Here is a 24,379-nt window from a genome sequence, read left to right on the forward strand (position 1 = left end):
GTTACCTCAGGCCCCCTTGGCCGCGGTGCGGACCAGGACGAGGCCGCCGTTCGGACCGGGAACCGCGCCCTTGATGAGCAGCAGACCCTTCTCCGCGTCAACGGCGTGGACGGTCAGGTTCTGGGTGGTGACCCGCTCGTTGCCCATGCGACCCGCCATGCGGAGGCCCTTGAACACACGGCCCGGGGTGGCGCAGCCACCGATGGAACCGGGGGAGCGGTGCTTGCGCTGGGTGCCGTGACCGGCGCCGAGGCCCTTGAAGTTGTGACGCTTCATGACACCGGCGAAGCCCTTGCCCTTGCTCTTGCCGGTGACGTCGACCTTCACGCCGGCCTCGAAGACCTCGGCCGTGACTTCCTGGCCGAGCGTGTACTCGGAGGCGTCAGAGGTGCGGATCTCGACGAGGTGACGACGGGGGGTGACGTCGGCCTTGGCGAAGTGGCCCTTGAGGGGCTTGTTCACCTTGCGCGGGTCGATGTCGCCGAAGGCGATCTGAACCGACTCGTAGCCGTCGACGTCGTTCGTACGAACCTGGGTCACGACGTTGGGGCCGGCCTTGACGACGGTGACCGGAACAACACGGTTGTTCTCGTCCCACACCTGCGTCATGCCGAGCTTCTCGCCCAGGATGCCCTTGATCTGCTTAGCCATTCTCAGCTCACCGACCCTCAGAGCTTGATCTCGATGTCGACACCGGCCGGGAGGTCGAGTCGCATCAGAGAGTCAACGGTCTTGGGGGTGGGGTCGAGAATGTCGATCAGGCGCTTGTGCGTGCGCATCTCGAAGTGCTCGCGCGAGTCCTTGTACTTGTGCGGCGACTTGATGACGCAGTACACGTTCTTCTCAGTGGGCAGCGGCACCGGGCCCGCGACCGACGCACCAGTGCGGGTCACCGTCTCGACGATCTTCTTCGCCGAGGAGTCGATGACCTCGTGGTCGTAGGCCTTGAGCCGGATGCGGATCTTCTGTCCCGCCATGGCTACTCAGTAGTCCTTTGTCTCGTAACGCTCTGGAACCCGGTGTTCCTGACATCCGCTCCGACCCACGCGGTCGGGCGTGTCGCGCTCTCGCTGACACAGATGTCCCTTGTTCGAACATCCCTTGTCTGAGAGAGATTCACCGAGCGCCTGGCCGGTGCCGCACCTTGCTTCCCGAAAGATTCCCGTACGTCCGCCCCAGTGCTGCCTTACGGCAGTTAGGGCGACGAGTACTGTGGGACTCGCTTTCGGTCCTCCCGGCGGGAGGCGCGCAGCATCAACACTCGACCGAGCAACTCCGACAGTCTGCCATATGGGGCAGCCCCTCCGCCAATCGAGCCGGAGAGACTACCCCAGACGTGACGCAGGTCAAACACGGGTGCGCCGCGGTTCAGGCGGCCTGCCACAGGGCCGGGACGTTCGGGGGCTCCCAGCCGGTCTGGGCCGTGTGGGCCTGAAGGCAGAGGTAGCCGCGGCCCGCGTAGGTGACCCGCGCGCCTGACTGGTAGGTCGTACCCACGCTCCAGGTGGTGTCACCCGGGTCGCCCGGGTCGTCCGGGTCCTGGGGCACGTTCAGGACGAAGTCGAACGACGCCTGGCGGCCGCCGCCTCCGTCCCGCACCGCCATCAGCAGCCGCGGGTCGAAGAGGGAGTCCGTGCTGTTGCGGGGTTCGTTCGGGAAGTAGAGCTGGGTGGTGAGGACGGGGCGGCCCGGGGCCTGCACCTTCACGTGGATGTGGCGGGTGCGGCCGGGGTACAGGCCCGGCACGATCGTGGTGAGGGCGAAGGAGCCGTTCGACGCGGTGAACTGGTGGCCGCGGAAGCGGTAGCCGGTGTTGTCGTAGGCGCCGTTGTGGTCGGCCTGCCAGAAGTCCAGCAGGGCACCCGCTATCGGGCGGCAGGCCAGGCCGAAGACATATCCGGTGACCATGAGTCGCGTACCGGGCACACCGGGTCCCGCGATATCGGTGCGCTGCGGGGAGTTCGGCTTGAAGTACGGGCCCTCGATCTGGTCCGGGGTCGGGTCGTCGCCGTCGTCGCACGGAGGGGTCACCTGGACCGGGGTGCCGGTGTCGGCGAAGGTGCGGGCCAGGGCGGGGCCGCCCGCCATCGCCAGGGGTACGGCGGCGCCGGCCGCGAGCGCCGCGCGCAGCACCGTCTTGCGGCTGACCAGCGGGGAGTGCGGGGGGTTCGTCTCGCTGTCCATACCTGCTCCTTGTGGGGGCCGTCGGATCGCCAACGAACCTAGGCGCGCGTCTCGGCCCCTTCGAGGGACTGGTGAGGGCGGCTGTGGTGTTTTCGGAAGGCGCCGGGGCTGGTTCCGGTCTCCCGGCGGAAGAAGCGGCTGAAATAGGCGGGGTCGTCGAATCCGGTGCGGGCCGCGACCTGTCGTACGGACAGCTCGGTGTGCGCGAGCAGGCGCTGGGCCTGGTGGGTGCGGGCCTCGATCAGCAGGCGTCCGGGGCTGCGGCCGGTCGCCGCGCGTACGGACTGGGTGAGGTAGCCGGGGGTCACCCCGAGCCGGTCCGCGCACTCCCGCACGGTCCACTCCCCCACCGTCCACGCCGCCGACTCCCGCCGGTCGGCGAGCAGCCGCGCGAACGCCTCGGCCACGGCCAGGGTCCGGCCTCCGCTCCCCGCCCCGGGAACCGGAGCCTGCTCCGGCAGCCGCGCCGCCCGCACCACCAGGACGTGCAGCAGGGACCGCAGCACGCTCTCGTACCCGGGTGCCCGGTCGCCGTGCTCCGCGACCAGCTCCCCCATCAGCCGGCCGATCCGCGCGTCCTGCTCGGCGTCCAGGCGGAACCAGCACCGCTCCCCCAGGCGCCGCAGGACATCACGGTCGCCGGGGTGGTCGACCAGGAAGTCCTCGGTGAACAGCGCGAGCGTGCCCGCCAGGTCCCGGTCCGCCTCCCAGTGGTGCACCTGTCCGGGCCGGATCACCGCGAGATGCGGCGGCCGCAGCGGCCATCGTGCGAGGTCGACGACGTGCGTGCCCGAGCCCGCCGTGACATGGACGATCTCGTAGAAGGTGTGCCGGTGCGGCCCGGGGTCCCGGGCCAGCGGCCCCACCGCGTCGAAGCTGCCCGCCGCGAAGGGCGCGGCGCCGGGACCGGCGATCTCCAGCCGGTGCAGGGGGACGTCCCCCGGGCGCGGAGTGGCGCACGGGGTTCCCGGTAAGACGGTGGTCCTGAGCATCGCCCCATCGTCCCGCCGCTACCGCAAGTGGTCCATACCAACCCCTTGCACCCGTCCCCTCCTCCCAGCAAGCTCGCTGCATGGAGCTGGAGTTGCGGCATCTGAGGACCATCCGGACGATCGCCGACGCGGGCAGCCTCACCCGGGCGGCCACCGCACTCGGGCTCGCCCAGCCCGCGCTGAGCGCACAGCTCAGGCGGATCGAACGGGCCCTGGGAGGCGAGCTGTTCGAGCGGGGCCGGCACGGCGTGCGCGCCACCGCGCTGGGCGAGCTGGTGCTGGAGCGCACCCGGGTCGTCCTGCCCGCCGTCTCCGACCTCCAGCAGGAGGCGGCCCGGTTCGCGCACGCCCGCCGGGAACCGGAGCGACTGCGGCTCGGCGGCACCCATGGCCCGCTGCTCGGCGCGCTGGTCGACCGGCTCGCGGATGCGGCACCGGACACCGCCGTCACCACCAGCGCCTCCTGGTCCGAGCGCGAGCTGGCCGAGCAACTGACCGAAGGGCGGCTCGACTTCGCCCTCGCGGGCACCTGCGGCTCGGCCGCCCCGCCCGGCGCCGAGCAGCTGGTGTGGCGGGAGATCGCCGTGGACCCGGTGCTCGTCATGCTCGCCGACGGCCACCCGCTGGCCCGCGCCCGGGAGATCGAGCTGGCCGCGCTGGCCGACCAGGAGTGGGCCTGCGTCCCCGGCGACGGCTGTTTCGCCGACTGTTTCACCGCCGCCTGCGCCCGCGCCGGGTTCAGCCCGCGCCGTATGTACGAGACCGACACCGCGTCCTGCGTCCATCTCGTCCGGGTCGGCCGGGCGGTCGGCCTGTGCCGGGCCTCCTTCCCGGCCACGCCCGGCATCGCCATCCGCCCCGTCACCGGCACGCCTCTCGTCTGGCGCCATCTGCTGGGCTGGCACGCGGCGGCCCAGCAGCCGGACACCGCGGCGACGGTCCTGGACCAGGCCCGCAGCGCACACGCGGGCCTGGTCCCCCCGGCGCACCGCGTTCCATAACACCGGGGCAGGGGGTCGGCTGACGTCTTATGCCGCCCGCTCGGCGCTCCCTACGGTTTGGGCACTCCCCGCACTTCGTACTTCCCCGAACCCGAGCGAATCCGAGGAGACCACCCCATGCTCCAACGACTCCCCAGACCCACCCGAGCCGCCTGTACGGGGGCGGTGGCAGCCGGTGCGCTGTTCGTGGCCGGGCTCAGCGGCTCCGCGAACGCAGGCACCGAGCCCGCCGCCCCCACCGCGGCGCAGACCCTCAGGACCGCCGAGGGCCCGCCCGCACTCATCCACGCCATGGCGCGGGACCTCGGCATCGACGCGCGGCAGGCACGCGACCGACTGGCCAACGAGGCCGAGGCGGGAGCGGACGCCGGTCGGCTGCGCGCCGCGCTGGGCGCGGACTTCGCGGGCGCCTGGGTGCGCGGCGCCGCGTCGTCCGCGCTCACCGTGGCGACCACGGACGACGCCGACGTCCCCGCGATCGAGGCACGCGGCGCCACCGCGGCCGTCGTCCGCCACTCCCTCGCCGACCTGGACGCGGCCAAGGCCCGCCTGGACCGCACGGCGACCGACCGGGCCGGCACCGACACCCCGGTCTGGTACGTCGACGTGCCCACCAACACCCTCGTGGTGGAGGCGGTACGGCCCGCCGCGGCCCACGCCCTGCTCAAGGCGGCCAAGGTGGACTCCGGCCTCGCCCGGATCGTGCGGACGTCCGAACAGCCGCGCCCGCTCTACGACTTGAGGGGCGGGGACGCGTACTACATCGGCAGCGGCTCCCGTTGTTCGATCGGCTTCCCCGTCACCCGGGGCACCCAGAACGGCTTCGCCACGGCGGGCCACTGCGGCCGGGCGGGCGCCACCACCACCGGCTCCAACCGGGTGGCCCAGGGCACCTTCCAGGCGTCGGTGTTCCCCGGCAACGACATGGCGTGGGTGGCGGTCAACTCCAACTGGACGGCGACCCCGAACGTCGTCGGGTCCGGCGTCCAGGTCGCCGGGTCGACGCAGGCCATGGTGGGCGCGTCGGTGTGCCGCTCGGGCTCCACCACGGGCTGGCACTGCGGCACGGTCCAGCAGCTGAACACCAGCGTGCAGTATCAGGAGGGCACCGTCTCCGGCGTCACCCGCACCAGCGTGTGCGCCGAGCCGGGCGACTCCGGCGGCTCGTTCATCTCCGGCAGCCAGGCCCAGGGCGTCACCTCCGGCGGCTCGGGCAACTGCACGAGCGGCGGGACGACGTACTTCCAGCCCATCAACCCGATCCTCCAGTCCTACGGCCTCACCCTGAAGACCACGTCGAGCGGACCCGGAGACCCGGGCGACCCCGGCGGCACCTGGGCGGCCGGCACGGTCTACCAGGCGGGCGACACGGTGACGTACGGCGGCGCGACCTACCGCTGCCTCCAGGGCCACCAGGCCCAGACGGGCTGGGAGCCCCCGAACGTCCCGGCCCTGTGGCAACGCCAGTAACCGGGGCACACACGAGCCCGGGTGCGTCCTGACGCGCACCCGGGCTCCGCCCGTTCCTACCGCGCCCGCATCCGCGCGAACGAGGCATCGAGACCACGCTTGACCAGCCGTGACACCGGCCGCTCCACGCCCCTGTGCACCAGCCAGCTCAGCAGCAGGAACCCGCCGATCAACAGCCCCACCAGCAGCCGCGCGTCCAGCGTCCCGTGCAGCCGGCTGATGACCGCCGTACCGGCGACGTAGTGCGTCAGATAGAGCGGATACGTCAGACAGCCCGCCGTGACCAGCCAGTTCCAGCGGATCCGGTCGGTCAGGCCCAGCGACACCGCGACCATCACCAGCAGGAACACGGTGAAGATCAGTACCGCGCCGCGCCAGCTGGAGACGCCCTCGTAGGCCACCCGCTCCCCCAGCTCCAGCTGGCCCATCAGCCAGGCCATCGCGAGGATGCCCCACAGCAGCAGGTCCTGGCCGAAGCGGTGCATCAGGTACAGCGCGAGGCCCGCGATGAAGTACCAGGCGCCGTCGGGATTGGCGAGCAGCTCCAGCAGCGGGAAGCCGGAGACCGGGGCGAGCATCGCCGCGGCACCCCAGACACAGCAGAAGGCGACGACCCTGCGGTACGTCAGCCCCATCGCGACGACGACCAGGAAGAGCAGGTAGAAGCGCAGCTCCGACCAGAGCGTCCAGTACACGGGGTCCACGTTCGCCACGTCCGACCCGGCCTGCACCATCGTGAGGTTGAACAGCACCTCGCGCAGGGGCAGGCGCTCCGAGACCCCCGGCAGCAGCACCAGCACACCGGTCGTGAACAGCACGGCGAACCAGTACGCGGGGTACAGCCGGATCACCCGCGAGACGAAGAACTGCCGCGGGGTGCGCCCCCAGCAGGACATGCAGATCACGAAGCCGCTGATCACGAAGAAGATCTCGACGCCGATCCAGCCGTAGGCCGCGACATGGAAGACCGACGGCATGATCTCGGAGACCGGGCGGCTCCAGATCGCGTTGCCGGGTTCGTCCAGCCGCCTGGTCCCGGCGTAGTGGTGCAGCACCACCATCAGGGCGGCCACCAGCCGGATGCCGTCGACGACATGGAGCCGTCGGGTGCGAAGGGGCTGGAGCGGGCGTTCGGCCACCGGGGCCGGGGCTCGCTTCGGCAGCGGCATCGACAGTCCGCCGCGCGCTCGGTGCATCAGGGAACCTGGCCGTCCTCGGGAAAACTCCGGTCCCCCACAGGAAAGACCATTCCCGGGACACTCAGGGGGACCTGGCCGGAACCCTCGCAAATCCGTTTCACAAGGTTCGGCAAGGTTTCATTCGCGACCCGCCGGACAGGAGCCGCGGGACACGGCGAAGGGGCCCGTACGACCGAAGTCGTACGGGCCCCTTGCAGGAGACCTAAAGGTCTACCAGGTCAATCAACAGACTTACTTGTTGATCTTGGTGACCTGGCCGGCGCCCACGGTCCGGCCACCCTCACGGATGGCGAACTTCAGGCCCTCTTCCATGGCGACGGGCTGGATGAGCTCCACCTTCATCTCGGTGTTGTCACCCGGCATGACCATCTCGGTGCCCTCGGGGAGGGTCACAACGCCGGTCACGTCAGTCGTACGGAAGTAGAACTGCGGACGGTAGTTGTTGAAGAACGGCGTGTGGCGGCCACCCTCGTCCTTGGACAGGATGTAGGCCTGGGCCTCGAACTCGGTGTGCGGCGTGACCGAACCGGGCTTGATGATGACCTGGCCGCGCTCGACGTCCTCGCGCTTGATGCCACGGAGGAGCAGACCGACGTTCTCACCGGCCTGGCCCTCGTCGAGCAGCTTGCGGAACATCTCGATGCCGGTGACCGTGGTGGTGGTCTTCTCGGTCTTGATGCCGATGATGTCGACGGTCTCGTTGACCTTGAGGACACCACGCTCGATACGACCGGTGACGACGGTGCCACGACCGGTGATCGTGAAGACGTCCTCGATCGGCATCAGGAACGGCTTGTCGACGTCACGCTCGGGCTCCGGGATGGACTCGTCCACGGCCTTCATGAGCTCGAGGACGGAGTTGCCCCACTCCTTGTCGCCCTCGAGCGCCTTGAGCGCCGAGACCTTGACGACCGGCAGGTCGTCGCCCGGGAACTCGTACTCGGAGAGGAGCTCACGGACCTCGAGCTCGACGAGCTCCAGGATCTCCTCGTCGTCCACCATGTCGGCCTTGTTCAGGGCGACGACGATGTACGGAACGCCGACCTGGCGGGCCAGGAGCACGTGCTCCTTGGTCTGCGGCATCGGGCCGTCGGTGGCGGCGACCACGAGGATGGCGCCGTCCATCTGCGCCGCACCCGTGATCATGTTCTTGATGTAGTCCGCGTGACCGGGGCAGTCGACGTGGGCGTAGTGACGGGTCTCCGTCTGGTACTCGACGTGCGCGATGGAGATGGTGATACCGCGCTGGCGCTCCTCAGGAGCCTTGTCGATCTGGTCGAACGCCGAGGCCTCGTTCAGGTCCGGGAACGCGTCGTGCAGCACCTTGGTAATGGCGGCCGTAAGGGTCGTCTTACCGTGGTCGATGTGACCGATGGTGCCGATGTTGACGTGCGGCTTAGTCCGCTCGAACTTCGCCTTCGCCACTGGGGTCCTCCTGTGGAGTGGTTCTGAACGCCTTGCTTCATCGGCGCCAGGTGATCTTTGCTGGAAAGCCCGGGCCCGGGGGCACTTCACCACGATTGCGGTGGAATGCCCCACGAGGCTCCGGAGTCAAGCCTAAAGCGTGTGAACGCGGAGCGTTACTCGCCCTTGGCCTTCGCGATGATCTCCTCGGCGACGTTCCGCGGAACCTCGGCGTAGGAGTCGAACTGCATGGAGTAGCTGGCCCGGCCGGACGTCTTGCTGCGCAGGTCGCCGACGTAACCGAACATCTCCGAGAGGGGCACGAGGCCCTTCACGACGCGGGCACCGGCCCGCTCCTCCATGGCCTGGATCTGGCCACGGCGGGAGTTGATGTCGCCGATGACCTCACCCATGTAGTCCTCGGGCGTGGTGACCTCGACGGCCATCATCGGCTCAAGGAGCACAGGGCTGGCCTTGCGCGCGGCCTCCTTGAAGGCCTGCGAACCGGCGATCTTGAACGCGAGCTCGGAGGAGTCGACCTCGTGGTAGGCACCGTCGAGAAGCGTGACGCGGACGCCCGTCATCTCGTACCCGGCGAGGATGCCGAACTGCATGGCCTCCTGCGCACCGGCGTCGACCGAAGGGATGTACTCCTTCGGGATACGACCACCGGTCACCTTGTTCACGAACTCGTACGAGGTGTCCCCGCCCTCGAGCGGCTCGATCGCGATCTGCACCTTGGCGAACTGACCGGTACCACCGGTCTGCTTCTTGTGGGTGTAGTCCACGCGCTCGACGGCCTTGCGGATCGTCTCGCGGTACGCGACCTGCGGCTTGCCGACGTTGGCCTCGACCTTGAACTCACGGCGCATACGGTCGACCAGCACCTCGAGGTGCAGCTCGCCCATACCACCGATGATGGTCTGGCCCGTCTCCTCGTCCGAGTGGACCTGGAAGGAGGGGTCCTCCTCCGCGAGACGCTGGATGGCGACACCCAGCTTCTCCTGGTCACCCTTGGACTTGGGCTCGATGGCGACCTGGATCACCGGCGCCGGGAAGTCCATGGACTCCAGGATCACCGGGTTCTTGTCGTCGGACAGCGTCTCACCGGTGGTGGTCTGCTTCAGGCCCATGACGGCGATGATGTCGCCCGCGCCCACCGACTCGATCTCCTCACGCTTGTTCGCGTGCATGCGGTAGATCTTGCCGATGCGCTCCTTCTTGCCCTTGACGGAGTTCAGCACGGCGGTGCCGGACTCCAGGCGGCCCGAGTAGACCCGGACGAAGGTGAGCTTGCCGAGGTGCGGGTCGCTCATGATCTTGAACGCCAGCGCGGACAGCGGCTCGTCGTCGGACGGCTTGCGCTTGACTACCAGCTCGGGGTCCTTCACGTCGTGGCCCTCGATGGCCTCGACGTCGAGCGGGGTCGGCAGGTAGCGCACGACCGCGTCGAGCAGGGGCTGGACGCCCTTGTTCTTGAACGCGGTGCCACAGAACACCGGGGTGACCGTGGTGTCGCTGGACTTGCCGGACGCGATGGTGATGCGACGGATCGCGGCGTACAGCTGCTCCTCGGTGGGCTCCTCGCCCTCCAGGTACAGCTCCATGATCTCTTCGTCGTTCTCGGCGACGGCCTCGATCAGCTTGCCGCGGTACTCCTCGGCAGCCTCGGTGTGCGTGGCCGGGATGTCGACGACGTCGTACATCTCGCCCTTGGCCGCCTCGGCGGACCACACGAGCGCCTTCATCTGGACCAGGTCCACGACGCCCTTGAAGTCGGCCTCGGCACCGATCGGGAGCTGCATGACGAGCGGCTGGGCGCCCAGGCGGTCCGAGATCATGTCCACGCAGCGGTGGAACTCGGCGCCGGTACGGTCCAGCTTGTTGACGAAGCAGATGCGGGGCACGCCGTAACGGTCGGCCTGACGCCACACCGTCTCGGACTGCGGCTCCACGCCGGCAACGCCGTCGAACACCGTCACAGCACCGTCGAGAACGCGGAGCGAACGCTCCACCTCGACGGTGAAGTCGACGTGACCCGGGGTGTCGATGATGTTGATGGTGTGGTCGACGCCCTCAAGCGGCCAGTGACAGGTGGTGGCAGCAGAGGTGATCGTGATGCCACGCTCCTGCTCCTGCTCCATCCAGTCCATGGTGGCGGCGCCGTCGTGGACCTCACCGATCTTGTAGCTGACGCCGGTGTAGAAGAGGATCCGCTCGGTGGTGGTCGTCTTGCCCGCGTCGATGTGGGCCATGATCCCGATGTTCCGGACCCTGGCCAGGTCAAGTGAAGTGGTAGCCATAAGGCTTCAGTCTTCTCTCGGTCTCGATGTGGGTTGCGACTACCAGCGGTAGTGCGCGAAGGCCTTGTTGGACTCGGCCATCTTGTGGGTGTCCTCGCGCTTCTTCACAGCGGCACCAAGGCCGTTGGAGGCGTCGAGAAGCTCGTTGAGCAGACGCTCGGTCATGGTCTTCTCGCGACGGGCGCGGGAGTAACCGACCAGCCAGCGCAGCGCGAGCGTGTTGGCGCGACCGGGCTTGACCTCGATCGGAACCTGGTACGTCGCACCACCGACACGGCGGGACTTGACCTCGAGGGTCGGCTTGATGTTCTCCAGAGCGCGCTTCAGCGTGATGATCGGGTCGTTGCCCGTCTTCTCACGCAGGCCCTCCATGGCGCCGTAGACGATGCGCTCGGCGGTGGAGCGCTTGCCGTTCAGCAGCACCTTGTTGATGAGCGACGTGACAAGAGGAGAACCGTAGACCGGGTCGATGATGACCGGGCGCTTCGGGGCGGGGCCCTTACGAGGCATTCTTACTTCTCCTTCTTGGCGCCGTAGCGGCTGCGGGCCTGCTTGCGGTTCTTGACACCCTGGGTGTCGAGGGAACCGCGGATGATCTTGTAGCGAACACCCGGCAGGTCCTTCACACGGCCACCACGCACGAGCACGATGGAGTGCTCCTGCAGGTTGTGTCCCTCACCCGGAATGTAAGCGGTGACCTCGATCCCGCTGGTCAGACGCACACGCGCGACCTTACGCAGGGCCGAGTTCGGCTTCTTCGGGGTGGTCGTGAACACACGCGTGCACACGCCGCGACGCTGGGGCGAACCCTCGAGTGCGGGCGTCTTGTTCTTCTCGACCTTGTCCTGCCGGCCCTTACGGACCAGCTGCTGGATCGTAGGCACTACTTCTCCGGTTTCTGTGTGCCGAATGGTGAAGCTAACCTGGAACGTCGCCGACCCACGCGGTCGGGTGTGTCGAATCCGGCGGACTCCCGCCGCGAGGCGAAAAGAGCACAGATTGCGGTGGCCGCTCACAGCTCGCTGTGCGGTCTGAAGGCACGCACAAGAGCCAGGGCACACCCCAGGCACAAGGTCTGAGCGTACCTACCTCATTCGCTGCGGTCAAAACAAATGGACCGCACCCGGATCACCCGGCAGAACATGTCAAGGCCCTACGCCGTAAGTGATCTTCGAATGGGCGTCATCCAGAGACGATCCCGGCGATCGTCGCGATCACCAGAACCGCCGCCCAGCCTGCCGTCGACAGCCACCCGAGCACCAGCCCGGTGAGCGCGAGCCCGTCGCCGCCCTCACCGGTCCGCTGCATCTCAGCACGGGCCGAGTGCCCCAGGACGACCGCGGGTATGCCGGTGAGTCCGAAACTGACCAGGCACAGCAGCCCGCAGACCGCCGAGCCGACCGCCTTCCCGTTCGTCCGGGGGCGCGGTACGGCGAGGAAGGGGTGCGATACGGCGATGTAGGGCCCCGAGCCGTGCGCCACGGGGCCGTTGGGCAGATCGGCGACGAGCAGGCCCAGTTCCCCCACCGTACGGGCGGCGTACGCCCGGGCGACGCGCTTCTCGAACTCGGGCTGCTCCAGGCGCCCTTCCCCGAACCCCGCTCTGAGCACGTCCACGGCACGCTCACGGTCGGCGTGCGAGGCGAGCATTGACGGGACGCCACTGTGTCCGGCCCATGGCTGGGGGACGGCGCCGCCCTGCCAGGGCTGCCAGGACGGTTGCGTCATGGAGCACCTCCCCCGGTACTGGTCGGAGTCCCTCCATCATGCGCCGAACCGGCATTTACGGCACCGGGCTCGTACCCGGAGAAAACCCGGAGACGTCCCCCAGGGGACCGGCTCCGGGTGCGGGCCCCGGGCGCCGCGAACAGACTGAGGATCATGTCCGCGCCCCCGCGCTCCCCCACCTCGACGTTCATGCGCAACGCGGCGCTCGTGGCGGCCCCCGGCACCATCGCCTTCGCGCTGCTCTACTACTTCGGCAGCATCTACATCAAGGCGTACTACACCGCCCTCGGCGTGCCCCCGGAGGACCTCGGGTTCTCCATCCAGGGCGTCGTGTCCAACAGCACCAGCGGGGTCTTCGTGCCCGTGTGCCTGCTGCTGGGCGGCGGACTGGTCGTGTTCCTGCTGCTCGGCTGGCTGGGCCCGGCGTTGGCCGGTCCCGAGCGTGCAGTGCTGCGCCGGAAGGTGATCGCGTGGCTGCTCGTCGTCGGGACAGCCCTGGTGCTCATCGGCTTCCCGGCGTTCTTCACGGACACGGTGACCCTCTTCCCCTCGGGCTGGCCCCGCCGGTTCCTGCCGGCCCTGGCGGTCGCGGCGGGCGCCACCCTCGCCGTCTTCGCCGTCCACCTGCGGCTCAGCGAGGAACCGGATGTCCGCCTCCGGCAGGCTCGCAGGACCGAGCAGACCTGGCTGGCGGGCGGCACCCTGCTCCTCGGGCTGCTGGCACTGAGCCTCTTCTACGAGATGGCTCTCTATGTGGCGGACGTGGGTCGCGGCGACGCCATGGTCCACGCGGACGAGGGCTACCAGGGCTCCCCGTTCGTGGTGGTCCATTCCCGGGTGCCGCTGAAGCACAACGCGGTGGGCACCAGCTTCAAGGACCACGGCACGAAGGCCGCACCGTATCGCTATGAGTACCGCGGCTTCCGTATCGTCGCGAAGGCGCCGACCCGCTTCTATCTGATCTCCCAGGCATCGCGGAGCTACGCCGCCCGCCAGCTCGTGGTTCTCCCGGACGACGGCACGGCCTGGCTGGAGATCATGGCTGACTGAGGGACTCGCTCAGGGAATCTCGTACTCGTCGGGGATGTCCGTCGGCACCTCGTCCGTAGGGACTTCCGTGGGCACCTCGGTCGGCACCTCGGTCGGCACCTCGGTGGGCGTCACCGGCGCCGGCTCGGTGGTGGTCGGGTCCGTGTCCCCGACGGCCTCCCCGGAGACCGGGACGGAGAGGCTGGTGCCGTCGTCCATCGTGAACGTCAACTCACCGCTGTACGGTCCCGCTTCCATCGGGGTGACCCTGATCCCCACGTCGCAGGGCGGCGTCTGCCCCACGCACTCCTGGCTGACCTCACCCTTGGCTTCCGAGCTGTCCCATCTGAGCTGCTGAAGCTGGGCCGGGTTCTCGTTCGAGCCCTCGACATGCACGTCCCCCTCCACCGCCTTCCCTGGCTCGGTCCGTTGCAGCGTGATCGCCGACGCCGAAGCGTCCTCGGAGTCGCTGCCCAGGAAGACCGAAGCCAGCCGGTCCGCCTCCGAGGTCGGCTCCCCCGTCCCGTTCTCCTCGAACTCGGTGGGCCGGGACTGCTCCTGCACGGAGTCGCTCCCGCCCCCACAGGCAGCCGTAGCCACCAGCGCGGCCGTCACCGCCGCTACGGCGAACACCCGGGCGATCGCTGACGTCATGGGCTCCGGCACCTCCGCTTGCGCACGGCTGGGTCCGGCCCAACCTCGCACACCGGCCCCGCCCGGACCCGAACCGACTCGAACACGCCGAAGGGCGGCCACCCCAATGGGTGACCGCCCCTCAACTCAAACGACTCGCTTACTGGTTGTACGGACCGTAGTCGTAGTCCTCCAGCGGAACGGCCTGGCCGGAGCCCGTGCCGAACGGCGAGTAGTCGATGTCGTCGTAGCCGACGGCCGAGTACATCGCGGCCTTGGCCTCCTCGGTCGGCTCGACCCGGATGTTGCGGTAGCGGGACAGACCCGTACCGGCCGGGATGAGCTTACCGATGATGACGTTCTCCTTGAGGCCGATGAGCGAGTCGGACTTGGCGTTGATCGCCGCGTCCGTGAGGACTCGCGTCGTCTCCTGGAAGGACGCCGCCGACAGCCAGGACTCCGTGGCCAGCGAGGCCTTGGTGATACCCATGAGCTGCGGACGACCGGAGGCCGGGTGACCGCCCTCCTGCACCACACGACGGTTCTCGGTCTCGAACTTCGAGCGCTCGACCAGCTCGCCGGGCAGCAGCTCGGCGTCGCCGGACTCGATGATCGTCACGCGGCGGAGCATCTGCCGGATGATGATCTCGATGTGCTTGTCGTGGATCGACACACCCTGCGAGTTGTAGACCTTCTGGACCTCGCCGACCAGGTGGACCTGGACGGCACGCTGACCCAGGATGCGCAGCACGTCGTGCGGGTTGGTGGCACCCACGGTGAGCTGCTGGCCCACCTCGACGTGGTCGCCCTCGCGGACCAGGACCTTGGCACGCTTGGAGATCGGGAACGCCGTCTCGTCGCTGCCGTCGTCCGGGGTGACGACGAGCTTCTTGGTCTTCTCGGTCTCCTCGATCCGGACGCGGCCGGAGGCCTCGGAGATCGGGGCGACACCCTTCGGGGTACGGGCCTCGAAGAGCTCGACGACACGGGGCAGACCCTGGGTGATGTCGTCACCGGCCACACCACCGGTGTGGAAGGTACGCATCGTCAGCTGGGTACCGGGCTCACCGATGGACTGGGCGGCGATGATGCCGACCGCCTCACCGATGTCGACCAGCTTGCCGGTGGCCAGCGAGCGGCCGTAGCACATGGCGCAGGTGCCGACGGCGGACTCACAGGTCAGGACCGAGCGGGTCTTGACCGTCTCGATGCCCGCGGCGACCAGCTGGTCGATGAGGACGTCACCGAGGTCGACGCCCGCCGGGGCGAGCACCTTGCCGTCGACGACGATGTCCTCGGCGAGGCAGCGCGCGTACACGCTGGTCTCGGCGTTGTCCGCCTTGCGCAGGACGCCGTCGGCGCCGCGCTCGGCGATGGCCAGCTTGAGGCCGCGCTCGGTGCCGCAGTCCTCCTCGCGGATGATGACGTCCTGCGAGACGTCCACCAGACGACGGGTCAGGTAACCCGAGTCGGCGGTACGCAGGGCGGTGTCCGCCAGACCCTTACGGGCACCGTGCGTGGAGATGAAGTACTCCAGCACGGACAGGCCCTCACGGAAGGACGCCTTGATCGGACGCGGGATGGTCTCGTTCTTCGCGTTCGACACCAGACCACGCATACCGGCGATCTGCCGCATCTGCATCATGTTTCCTCGGGCACCCGAGTCAACCATCATGAAGATGGGGTTCGTCTTGGGGAAGTTCTCGTTCATCGCCTCGGCGACCTCGTTGGTCGCCTTGGTCCAGATCGCGATGAGCTCCTGAGTGCGCTCTTCCTTGGTGATCAGACCGCGCTCGTACTGCTTCTGGACCTTCTCGTCCTGCGCCTCGTAGCCGCGGACGATCTCCTTCTTCGCCTCGGGAACGACGACGTCGGAGATGGCCACGGTGACACCGGAACGGGTCGCCCAGTAGAAGCCCGCCGCCTTCAGGTTGTCGAGCGTCGCCGCCACGATGACCTTGGGGTAGCGCTCGGCCAGGTCGTTGACGATCTCGGAGAGCTGCTTCTTGCCCACCGAGTAGTCGACGAACGGGTAGTCCTCGGGCAGCAGCTCGTTGAAGAGCGCGCGGCCCAGGGTCGTACGGAGGCGGAAGGTGTCACCCTGCTGCCACTCGGGCTCGCCCTCCTCCTGCGCCGGCGGGGTCCAGCCGCGCGGCGGGATGGTGCCCACCGGGAAGCGGATGTCGATCGCCGACTGGAGCGCGAGCTCACCGGCGTCGAACGCCATGATCGCCTCGGCCGTGGAGCCGAAGGACCGGCCCTCGCCCTTGGTGTCGCGCAGCTCGCCGTCGGTGGTGAGGAAGAACAGACCGAGGACCATGTCCTGGGTCGGCATCGTCACCGGACGACCGTCGGCGGGCTTGAGGATGTTGTTCGAGGACAGCATCAGGATGCGGGCCTCGGCCTGCGCCTCCGCGGACAGCGGCAGGTGCACGGCCATCTGGTCACCGTCGAAGTCCGCGTTGAACGCGGTGCAGACGAGCGGGTGGATCTGGATGGCCTTGCCCTCGACCAGCTGCGGCTCGAAGGCCTGGATGCCGAGGCGGTGCAGGGTGGGAGCACGGTTGAGCAGCACCGGGTGCTCGGCGATGACCTCTTCGAGGACGTCGTACACGACGGTGCGGCCACGCTCGACCATGCGCTTGGCCGACTTGATGTTCTGCGCGTGGTTCAGGTCGACCAGACGCTTCATCACGAACGGCTTGAAGAGCTCCAGCGCCATGGCCTTGGGCAGACCGCACTGGTGCAGCTTGAGCTGCGGGCCGACGACGATGACGGAACGCGCGGAGTAGTCCACACGCTTACCGAGCAGGTTCTGACGGAATCGACCCTGCTTGCCCTTCAGCATGTCGCTGAGGGACTTCAGCGGGCGGTTACCGGGACCGGTGACCGGGCGACCACGACGACCGTTGTCGAAGAGGGCGTCAACAGCCTCCTGAAGCATGCGCTTCTCGTTGTTGACGATGATCTCCGGAGCACCCAGGTCGAGCAGGCGCTTCAGACGGTTGTTGCGGTTGATCACACGGCGGTACAGGTCGTTCAGGTCGGAGGTCGCGAAGCGGCCACCGTCCAGCTGCACCATCGGGCGAAGGTCCGGCGGGATGACCGGCACGCAGTCCAGCACCATGCCCTTGGGGCTGTTGCTGGTCTGGAGGAACGCGGAGACGACCTTCAGGCGCTTGAGCGCACGGGTCTTCTTCTGGCCCTTGCCGGTACGGATGATCTCGCGGAGCTTCTCGGCCTCCTCCTCCAGGTCGAAGGACTCCAGGCGCTTCTGAAGCGCCGCGGCACCCATCGAGCCGTCGAAGTACGTGCCGAAGCGGTCACGCAGCTCGCGGTAGAGGAGCTCGTCGCCCTCCAGGTCCTGGACCTTGAGGTTCTTGAACCGGGTCCACACCTCGTCGAGGCGGTCGATCTCGCGCTGCGCACGGTCGCGCAGCTGCTTCATCTCACGCTCGGCACCCTCGCGCACCTTGCGGCGCACATCGGCCTTGGCGCCCTCGGCCTCCAGCTCGGCCAGGTCGGTCTCGAGCTTCTTGGCGCGGGCTTCCAGGTCGGCGTCGCGACGGTTCTCGACCTGCTGGCGCTCCACGGAGACGTGCGCCTCCAGGGAGGGCAGGTCGCGGGTGCGGCGCTCCTCGTCGACGTACGTGATCATGTACGCCGCGAAGTAGATGACCTTCTCCAGGTCCTTCGGGGCGAGGTCGAGCAGGTAGCCGAGGCGCGACGGAACGCCCTTGAAGTACCAGATGTGCGTGACAGGAGCGGCCAGCTCGATGTGGCCCATCCGCTCACGGCGCACCTTGGCGCGAGTCACCTCGACGCCGCAGCGCTCACAGATGATGCCCTTGAACCGGACACGCTTGTACTTGCCGCAGTAGCACTCCCAGTCCCGGGTCGGACCGAAGATCTTCTCGCAGAAGAGTCCGTCCTTTTCGGGCTTGAGGGTGCGGTAGTTGATGGTCTCGGGCTTCTTGACCTCGCCGTGGCTCCACTGACGGATGTCGTCAGCGGTGGCCAGGCCGATCCGGAGCTCGTCGAAGAAGTTGACGTCGAGCACTATGCGTCAATCCCTCTCAGGGTTGTAAGTCTTTGGGTCTGATACGGGGGTCCAGGGGCCGGAGGCCTTCGTGGTGAAGGCCTCCGGACTCCCGTCAGACCTCTTCGACGCTGCTCGGCTCGCGCCGGGACAGGTCGATGCCGAGCTCCTCCGCGGCGCGGAAGACATCCTCGTCGGTGTCACGCATCTCGATGGACATACCGTCGCTGGACAGCACCTCCACGTTCAGGCACAGGGACTGCATCTCCTTGATGAGCACCTTGAAGGACTCGGGGATGCCGGGCTCGGGGATGTTCTCGCCCTTGACGATGGCCTCGTAGACCTTCACTCGGCCGGTGACGTCGTCGGACTTGATGGTCAGCAGCTCCTGGAGGGCGTACGCGGCGCCGTAAGCCTCCAGCGCCCACACCTCCATCTCACCGAACCGCTGGCCACCGAACTGAGCCTTACCACCCAGCGGCTGCTGGGTGATCATGGAGTACGGACCGGTCGACCGGGCGTGCAGCTTGTCGTCGACCAGGTGGTGCAGCTTCAGGATGTACATGTAGCCGACCGAGATCGGGTCCGGGAACGGCTCACCGCTACGGCCGTCGAACAGCCGCGCCTTACCGGTCGGGAGCACCATGCGCTCGCCGTCGCGGTTCGGGATGGTGTGGTTCAGCAGACCCGCGAGCTCGTCCTCACGCGCACCGTCGAAGACCGGGGTCGCGACGTTCGTGCCCGGCGCGACCTGGTCGGCGCCGATCGCCTGGAGGCGCTGCGCCCACTCGTCCGCGAGGCCGGAGACGTCCCAGCCGCGGCTGGCGAGCCAGCCGAGGTGGATCTCCAGGACCTGTCCCGGGTTCATTCGGGACGGGACACCGAGCGGGTTGAGGATGATGTCGACCGGGGTGCCGTCCTCCAGGAACGGCATGTCCTCGATCGGCAGGATCTTGGAGATGACGCCCTTGTTGCCGTGGCGGCCGGCGAGCTTGTCACCGTCGGTGATCTTGCGCTTCTGCGCGACGTAGACGCGCACCAGCTGGTTCACACCGGGGGGAAGCTCGTCGCCCTCCTCGCGGTCGAAGACGCGAACGCCGATGACCTTGCCGGTCTCGCCGTGCGGCACCTTCAGCGAGGTGTCACGGACCTCACGGGCCTTCTCACCGAAGATCGCGCGCAGCAGGCGCTCCTCCGGCGTCAGCTCGGTCTCACCCTTGGGCGTGACCTTGCCGACGAGGATGTCACCGGCGATGACCTCGGCACCGATGCGGATGATGCCGCGCTCGTCGAGGTCGGCGAGGACCTCCTCGGAGACGTTCGGGATGTCCCGGGTGATCTCCTCGGGGCCGAGCTTGGTGTCACGGGCGTCGACCTCGTGCTCCTCGATGTGGATCGAGGAGAGGACGTCGTCCTGCACGAGGCGCTGCGACAGGATGATCGCGTCCTCGTAGTTGTGACCCTCCCACGGCATGAACGCCACGAGCAGGTTCTTGCCCAGCGCCATCTCGCCGTTCTCGGTGGCCGCGCCGTCGGCGAGGACCTGGCCCTCGATGACGCGGTCGCCCTCGTCGATGATGACCTTCTGGTTGACCGAGGTGCCCTGGTTGGAGCGGGCGAACTTGGCCAGGCGGTACGTGATGTACGTGCCGTCGTCGTTGGCGGTGGTGATGTAGTCCGCGGAGACCTCCTGGACCACACCCGCCTTCTCGGCCTTGACCACGTCGCCGGCGTCGACGGCGGAGCGGTACTCCATGCCGGTGCCGACGAGCGGGGACTCGGACTTAATCAGCGGCACGGCCTGACGCATCATGTTCGCGCCCATGAGGGCACGGTTGGCGTCGTCGTGCTCGAGGAACGGGATCATCGCGGTCGCGACCGACACCATCTGGCGCGGCGAGACGTCCATGTAGTCGACGTCCTCGCCACCGACGTAGTCGACCTCGCCGCCACGGCGGCGGACCAGGACGCGGCCCTCGGTGAACCGCATGTCGTCATTGAGCGTGGCGTTGGCCTGCGCGATGACGAACCGGTCCTCCTCGTCGGCGGTCAGGTAGTCGACCTCGTCGGAGACCTGACCGTCGACGACCTTGCGGTACGGCGTCTCGACGAAGCCGAACGCGTTGACGCGACCGTAGGAGGCGAGCGAGCCGATCAGACCGATGTTCGGGCCTTCGGGCGTCTCGATCGGGCACATACGGCCGTAGTGAGACGGGTGCACGTCACGGACCTCGAAGCCGGCCCGCTCACGGGAGAGACCACCCGGACCAAGAGCCGACAGACGGCGCTTGTGGGTGAGACCCGACAGCGGGTTGTTCTGGTCCATGAACTGCGACAGCTGGCTGGTGCCGAAGAACTCCTTGATGGAGGCGACGACCGGCCGGATGTTGATCAGGGTCTGCGGCGTGATCGCCTCGACGTCCTGAGTCGTCATGCGCTCACGGACGACGCGCTCCATACGAGCCAGACCCGTACGGACCTGGTTCTGGATGAGCTCGCCGACGCTGCGCAGACGACGGTTGCCGAAGTGGTCGATGTCGTCGGTCTCGACGACGATCGTCTGGCCGTTGTCCGCGGCCGTCTCGGTCTCACCGGCGTGCAGCTTCACCAGGTACTTGATCGTCGAGATGACGTCCTCGACGGTCAGGATGCCCGCGTCCAGCGGAGCCTCCGCACCCAGCTTCTTGTTGACCTTGTAGCGGCCGACCTTGGCCAGGTCGTAGCGCTTGGGGTTGAAGTACAGGTTCTCCAGCAGCGTCTGCGCGGCCTCACGCGTGGGGGGCTCGCCCGGACGCAGCTTGCGGTAGATGTCGAGCAGCGCGTCGTCCTGGCCCTGGGTGTGGTCCTTCTCCAGGGTGGCGCGCATGGACTCGTACTCGCCGAACTCCTCCAGGATCTGCTCGGTCGTCCAACCGAGAGCCTTGAGCAGAACGGTCACGGACTGCTTGCGCTTGCGGTCGATACGCACACCGACCATGTCGCGCTTGTCGATCTCCATCTCCAGCCAGGCACCCCGGGACGGGATGATCTTGGCCGAGAAGATGTCCTTGTCGGACGTCTTGTCGATGGAGGAGTCGAAGTAGACACCGGGCGAACGGACCAGCTGCGACACCACGACACGCTCGGTGCCGTTGATGACGAAGGTGCCCTTGTGCGTCATGAGCGGGAAGTCGCCCATGAAGACCGTCTGAGACTTGATCTCGCCGGTCTCGTTGTTGGTGAACTCGGCCGTCACGAAGAGCGGGGCCGCGTACGTGAAGTCACGGTCCTTGCACTCGTCGATGCTGTTCTTCGGCGGCTCGAAACGGTGGTCGCGGAACGTCAGCGACATCGACCCGGAGAAGTCCTCGATCGGGGAGATCTCCTCGAAGATCTCCTCCAGACCGGACTTGGTGGGGACGTCCTGACCTGACTCCAGAGCCGCCTCGACCCGACTCTGCCAGGCGGTGTTCCCGAGCAGCCAGTCAAAGCTCTCGGTCTGCAGCGCGAGCAGGTTGGGAACCTCGAGGGGCTCCTTGATCTTTGCAAAGGAGATGCGCAGCGGGGCGGTGCTTGCGCCGTTGTTCGTATTCGCGGTCGAGGCAGTGCGCGAGGCGGCCAAGAGGGGGTCCTTCCGAGGGCTCGGACTCACTACGCGCGTACCGGCCCCTCGCCCGGGGCACGGAGACAGGTTCCCCATTTTGGCCGTTTGGCCAGGTCAGGGGTGGTCCGGTCGTCTGTGCTCAGGTGAGGGCATGCCCCTGGTGACGGGCAGGGGACAGCTAACAGGCAGCGCAAAGGGTCAGTGTAGCCACTTGGCACACTGATGTCCAGTGCGGGTTTTTCGCGACCCTTGTTGTGCTCAACGCCCTCGTTCTCAACGCCCTCGGCATGCCCGCCCTCGATGCACGTTGATACTGCCCTCTTCGTCGTCGATCCATGCCTCGGATTCGGACCGTTGTGACGACGCGTCCTGAGAATTGCGCGCTGCGTGCGGTTCGTCAAGGCCCCTCATGCCGGAACCGGGGTGACCGGAGACACGACGAAGATCACCATACCCCCCGCGACCTCGGGTGCAAGGCAACCGCGGCCCGCCCTCCGGGAACGCCGAAGAGCGACCACCCGGATGGATGATCGCTCTTCGGTGCGCTCGCGTTACAGCCCTACGGGGCCGAAATCAGCTCGCGGTGAGTCCGTACCCGGACCCGTGAGGTGTTACTTGACCTCGACGGAGGCGCCGGCGCCCTTGAGGGACTCGGCGGCCTTCTCGGCGGCGTCCTTGGCGACCTTCTCGAGGACGGGCTTCGGGGCGCCGTCCACCAGGTCCTTGGCCTCCTTCAGGCCGAGGGAGGTCAGCTCACGCACGACCTTGATGACCTGGATCTTCTTGTCGCCGGCGCCGGTGAGGATGACGTCGAACTCGTCCTTCTCCTCTTCCTGCGGCACGGCGGCGGCCGGCCCGGCCGGGCCGGCAACGGCGACGGCGGCGGCGGCGGTGACGTCGAACTTCTCCTCGAACGCCTTCACGAACTCGGAGAGCTGGATGAGGGTCATGCCCTCGAACTCGGCGAGCAGTTCGTCCTGGGTGAGAGCCACGATGGCTTTCCTTCCACTAATTCGGCTGGTGCCGGATGTACATGTCTGGCGGGCGTACGTTCGGCCCGCTACGACCACCGCGTCAGGCGGCGGTCATGATGCGAGCCGAGTTACTCGGCACCGCCCTGCTCGTCCTGCTTGGCGCGAAGCGCGTCCACGGTGCGGACGAGCTTCGACGGGAGCGCCTGGAAGACCTGAGCAGCCTGCGTCTGCTTGCCCTTCATGGCGCCCGCCAGCTTGGCGAGCAGAACCTCGCGGGACTCGAGGTCCGCAAGCTTCTTGATCTCGTCGGCGGACAGCGCCTTGCCGTCAAGGACACCGCCCTTGATGACGAGGTTCGGGTTGTCCTTGGCGAAGTCACGAAGACCCTTCGCCGACTCCACCGGGTCACCGGTGACGAAGGCGACGGCCGTCGGACCAGCGAAGAGCTGGTCGTCCAGCGTGATCCCGGCCTCGTTGGCCGCAATCTTGGTCAGCGTGTTCTTCACCACGGCGTACTGGGCGTTCTCACCGAGGGAACGACGCAGCGTCTTGAGCTGCGCCACGGTGAGACCCCGGTACTCGGTCAGCACAGCGGCGTTCGAGCTGCGGAACTTGTCCGTCAGCTCGGCTACCGTGGCAGCCTTGTCGGGCGTCGGCATAAAGCGTCAGCCTCCTTCCGGGTGATGAGGACCGCGCGGGCCCGAAGGAGGACTGGAGAAAACGAAACGCCCCGGCGCAGGCGCACGGGGCGTAGCTCGACCATCATGGAGAACCATGCGGGAGCAACTTCCACAGTCACCTGCGCGGGTCGTCCGCAGTTCAGCGGATCCTTCGGCCACCGCGCCCTCTTACGAGTGCACGGCAACGACCAGCGGTCTTTGGCTTCTGTAGGAGAGTACGTGACCGGATCCCCGTCAAGCAAATCCGGTCCTACGCCGCTCAGCTGCTCTCTAGGTCGTTCATCATCTCCGCCAGGTCCATGGTGTCCTTGGCGGGCGGAGCCTTGATGGTCACCGGCTTGTTGTAGTCGAGGAAGGTGATGGTCAGGTCGAGCCGGCCCTTGTCCGCCTCGCCCTTCATCCGGAACTGCTTGGTGTGGTCGTCGCCGTCGATCCACATGTCCATGGTCATCTCGTCGACGCCCATGTCCTCGTACTGCTTGAGGCTTTTCTCGCGCTTCTCGCGCGTCTCCTTGTCCTCGTCCTTGAAGGAGTCGCGGAGGGTGTCGAGGGTGACGGTGCCCCGGTAGTGGGTCGTCTCGACGCCGTCGACCTTCTCGCTGCCGAGCTTCTTCACGTCCTCGGCGCCGGTCAGGAAGGTGGACTCGGTGGCCGGGTTCTGCTCGGCCTGGCCGGCCCCGGGAGCGCCCCCGCCGAGCGCGTCGTCCCCGAGCGCGGACAGGTCGAACTTCATCCAGCTCTTGCCGTCCATCTCCTTGGCCATCTCGGCGTTGCCGCCGATGTACATGGCCTTGTCGACGAGCCGGATCTCGGCGGAGCCGTCCGCCCCCTGGTCAAGGGCCGTCATCTTCATGCTCATGGCCACGTCGGGCTTCATGCGCATGGCGGCCTCGGCCTTGACCCGGCCCTGCTCCGGCACCTCGCCGGTCATGCGGTAGCGCAGGGACGTGATGTCGTCCGAGTTCTTGGCGGCCTTGGCCACGGCGGCCGCGGGCGTCATCTTCGGGGAGTCCCCGGCCGCCCCCTCGGCATCACCCTTGGAACAGCTCACCGCGCCGGCGGCGAGGGCCACGGCGGCCAGTCCGGCACCGATCGTCCGAGCGCGCGCGGAACGTCGTACAGAAGTCATTCGATTCCCCCCAAGGAACACATGACCGATT

At 67.8% G+C, this 24,379-nt stretch carries 19 protein-coding genes; 3 read left to right on the forward strand and 16 right to left on the reverse strand.

The features are described 5' to 3' along the window. Positions 1–6: 6 nt before the first annotated feature. From rplC to BN159_RS18230, 4 genes are all read right to left on the reverse strand, one after another. The gene (gene rplC / locus BN159_RS18215; RefSeq protein ID WP_015658466.1) at positions 7–651 is read right to left on the reverse strand and encodes a 50S ribosomal protein L3; all 645 of its coding nucleotides are present in this window, start codon (positions 649–651) and stop codon (positions 7–9) included. A gap of 17 nt (positions 652–668) precedes the next feature. Continuing rightward, positions 669–977 (reverse strand): 30S ribosomal protein S10, encoded by a 309-nt coding sequence (gene rpsJ, locus BN159_RS18220; protein ID WP_003948644.1) that lies wholly within the window; start codon positions 975–977, stop codon positions 669–671. Between the two features lie 391 nt (positions 978–1,368). After that, on the reverse strand, positions 1,369–2,184 hold the full coding sequence (locus BN159_RS18225) for a dioxygenase family protein (RefSeq protein ID WP_015658467.1): 816 nt from the start codon (positions 2,182–2,184) through the stop codon (positions 1,369–1,371). A 38-nt stretch (positions 2,185–2,222) separates the two neighbouring features. Further along, positions 2,223–3,176, reverse strand: a complete 954-nt coding sequence (locus BN159_RS18230; protein ID WP_015658468.1) for a helix-turn-helix domain-containing protein — start codon at positions 3,174–3,176, stop codon at positions 2,223–2,225. A gap of 80 nt (positions 3,177–3,256) precedes the next feature. On the opposite strand from BN159_RS18230, the gene BN159_RS18235 reads away from it, so the two are divergent. Both BN159_RS18235 and BN159_RS18240 read left to right on the forward strand, forming a co-directional pair. Beyond that, positions 3,257–4,177, forward strand: a complete 921-nt coding sequence (locus tag BN159_RS18235; protein ID WP_015658469.1) for a LysR family transcriptional regulator — start codon at positions 3,257–3,259, stop codon at positions 4,175–4,177. Positions 4,178–4,294: 117 nt separating this feature from the next. After that, positions 4,295–5,647, forward strand: coding sequence for an alpha-lytic protease prodomain-containing protein (locus BN159_RS18240; RefSeq protein WP_015658470.1), 1,353 nt, complete (start codon positions 4,295–4,297; stop codon positions 5,645–5,647). A gap of 56 nt (positions 5,648–5,703) precedes the next feature. Here the strand turns inward: BN159_RS18240 and BN159_RS18245 are convergent, their stop codons facing one another. The 6 genes from BN159_RS18245 to BN159_RS18270 all read right to left on the reverse strand — a co-directional run bounded on the left by BN159_RS18245 (position 5,704) and on the right by BN159_RS18270 (position 12,281). Next, positions 5,704–6,843: an acyltransferase family protein gene (locus BN159_RS18245; protein WP_106435769.1), complete on the reverse strand. Its 1,140-nt coding sequence runs from the start codon at positions 6,841–6,843 to the stop codon at positions 5,704–5,706. 234 nt (positions 6,844–7,077) lie between these two features. Further along, complete coding sequence (gene tuf / locus BN159_RS18250; protein WP_015658472.1) at positions 7,078–8,271, reverse strand: elongation factor Tu; 1,194 nt, start codon at positions 8,269–8,271, stop codon at positions 7,078–7,080. 155 nt (positions 8,272–8,426) lie between these two features. Further along, on the reverse strand, positions 8,427–10,553 hold the full coding sequence (fusA, locus tag BN159_RS18255) for an elongation factor G (protein ID WP_041819484.1): 2,127 nt from the start codon (positions 10,551–10,553) through the stop codon (positions 8,427–8,429). 39 nt (positions 10,554–10,592) lie between these two features. Next, positions 10,593–11,063, reverse strand: a complete 471-nt coding sequence (gene rpsG, locus BN159_RS18260) for a 30S ribosomal protein S7 (RefSeq protein ID WP_003992340.1) — start codon at positions 11,061–11,063, stop codon at positions 10,593–10,595. Positions 11,064–11,065: 2 nt separating this feature from the next. Next, a complete protein-coding gene (gene rpsL, locus BN159_RS18265; protein ID WP_003948652.1) occupies positions 11,066–11,437 on the reverse strand; it encodes a 30S ribosomal protein S12 in 372 nt (123 codons plus the stop codon). Between the two features lie 298 nt (positions 11,438–11,735). After that, a complete protein-coding gene (locus BN159_RS18270; RefSeq protein WP_015658474.1) occupies positions 11,736–12,281 on the reverse strand; it encodes a DUF1707 and DUF4190 domain-containing protein in 546 nt (181 codons plus the stop codon). A 153-nt stretch (positions 12,282–12,434) separates the two neighbouring features. Between BN159_RS18270 and BN159_RS18275 the strand changes: the two genes are divergently transcribed. Beyond that, the gene (locus BN159_RS18275) at positions 12,435–13,331 is read left to right on the forward strand and encodes a hypothetical protein (protein ID WP_231905623.1); all 897 of its coding nucleotides are present in this window, start codon (positions 12,435–12,437) and stop codon (positions 13,329–13,331) included. Positions 13,332–13,340: 9 nt separating this feature from the next. Here BN159_RS18275 and BN159_RS18280 read toward each other — a convergent pair whose 3' ends face one another. The 6 genes from BN159_RS18280 to BN159_RS18305 form a co-directional block, all read right to left on the reverse strand. Beyond that, a complete protein-coding gene (locus BN159_RS18280) occupies positions 13,341–13,964 on the reverse strand; it encodes a hypothetical protein (RefSeq protein WP_015658476.1) in 624 nt (207 codons plus the stop codon). A gap of 139 nt (positions 13,965–14,103) precedes the next feature. Then, positions 14,104–18,003, reverse strand: a complete 3,900-nt coding sequence (locus tag BN159_RS18285; protein WP_015658477.1) for a DNA-directed RNA polymerase subunit beta' — start codon at positions 18,001–18,003, stop codon at positions 14,104–14,106. 94 nt (positions 18,004–18,097) lie between these two features. Continuing rightward, positions 18,098–21,583: a DNA-directed RNA polymerase subunit beta gene (gene rpoB, locus BN159_RS18290; protein WP_015658478.1), complete on the reverse strand. Its 3,486-nt coding sequence runs from the start codon at positions 21,581–21,583 to the stop codon at positions 18,098–18,100. Positions 21,584–22,176: 593 nt separating this feature from the next. Next, a complete protein-coding gene (gene rplL, locus BN159_RS18295) occupies positions 22,177–22,560 on the reverse strand; it encodes a 50S ribosomal protein L7/L12 (protein ID WP_086016530.1) in 384 nt (127 codons plus the stop codon). Positions 22,561–22,667: 107 nt separating this feature from the next. Then, positions 22,668–23,198: a 50S ribosomal protein L10 gene (gene rplJ / locus BN159_RS18300; protein WP_015658480.1), complete on the reverse strand. Its 531-nt coding sequence runs from the start codon at positions 23,196–23,198 to the stop codon at positions 22,668–22,670. Positions 23,199–23,478: 280 nt separating this feature from the next. Continuing rightward, positions 23,479–24,348 (reverse strand): LolA-like protein, encoded by an 870-nt coding sequence (locus tag BN159_RS18305; RefSeq protein WP_015658481.1) that lies wholly within the window; start codon positions 24,346–24,348, stop codon positions 23,479–23,481. Between the last annotated feature and the right edge of the window lie 31 nt (positions 24,349–24,379).

Origin of the sequence: Streptomyces davaonensis JCM 4913, assembly GCF_000349325.1 — a bacterium.
GTDB classification, from domain to species: Bacteria; Actinomycetota; Actinomycetes; order Streptomycetales; family Streptomycetaceae; genus Streptomyces; species Streptomyces davaonensis.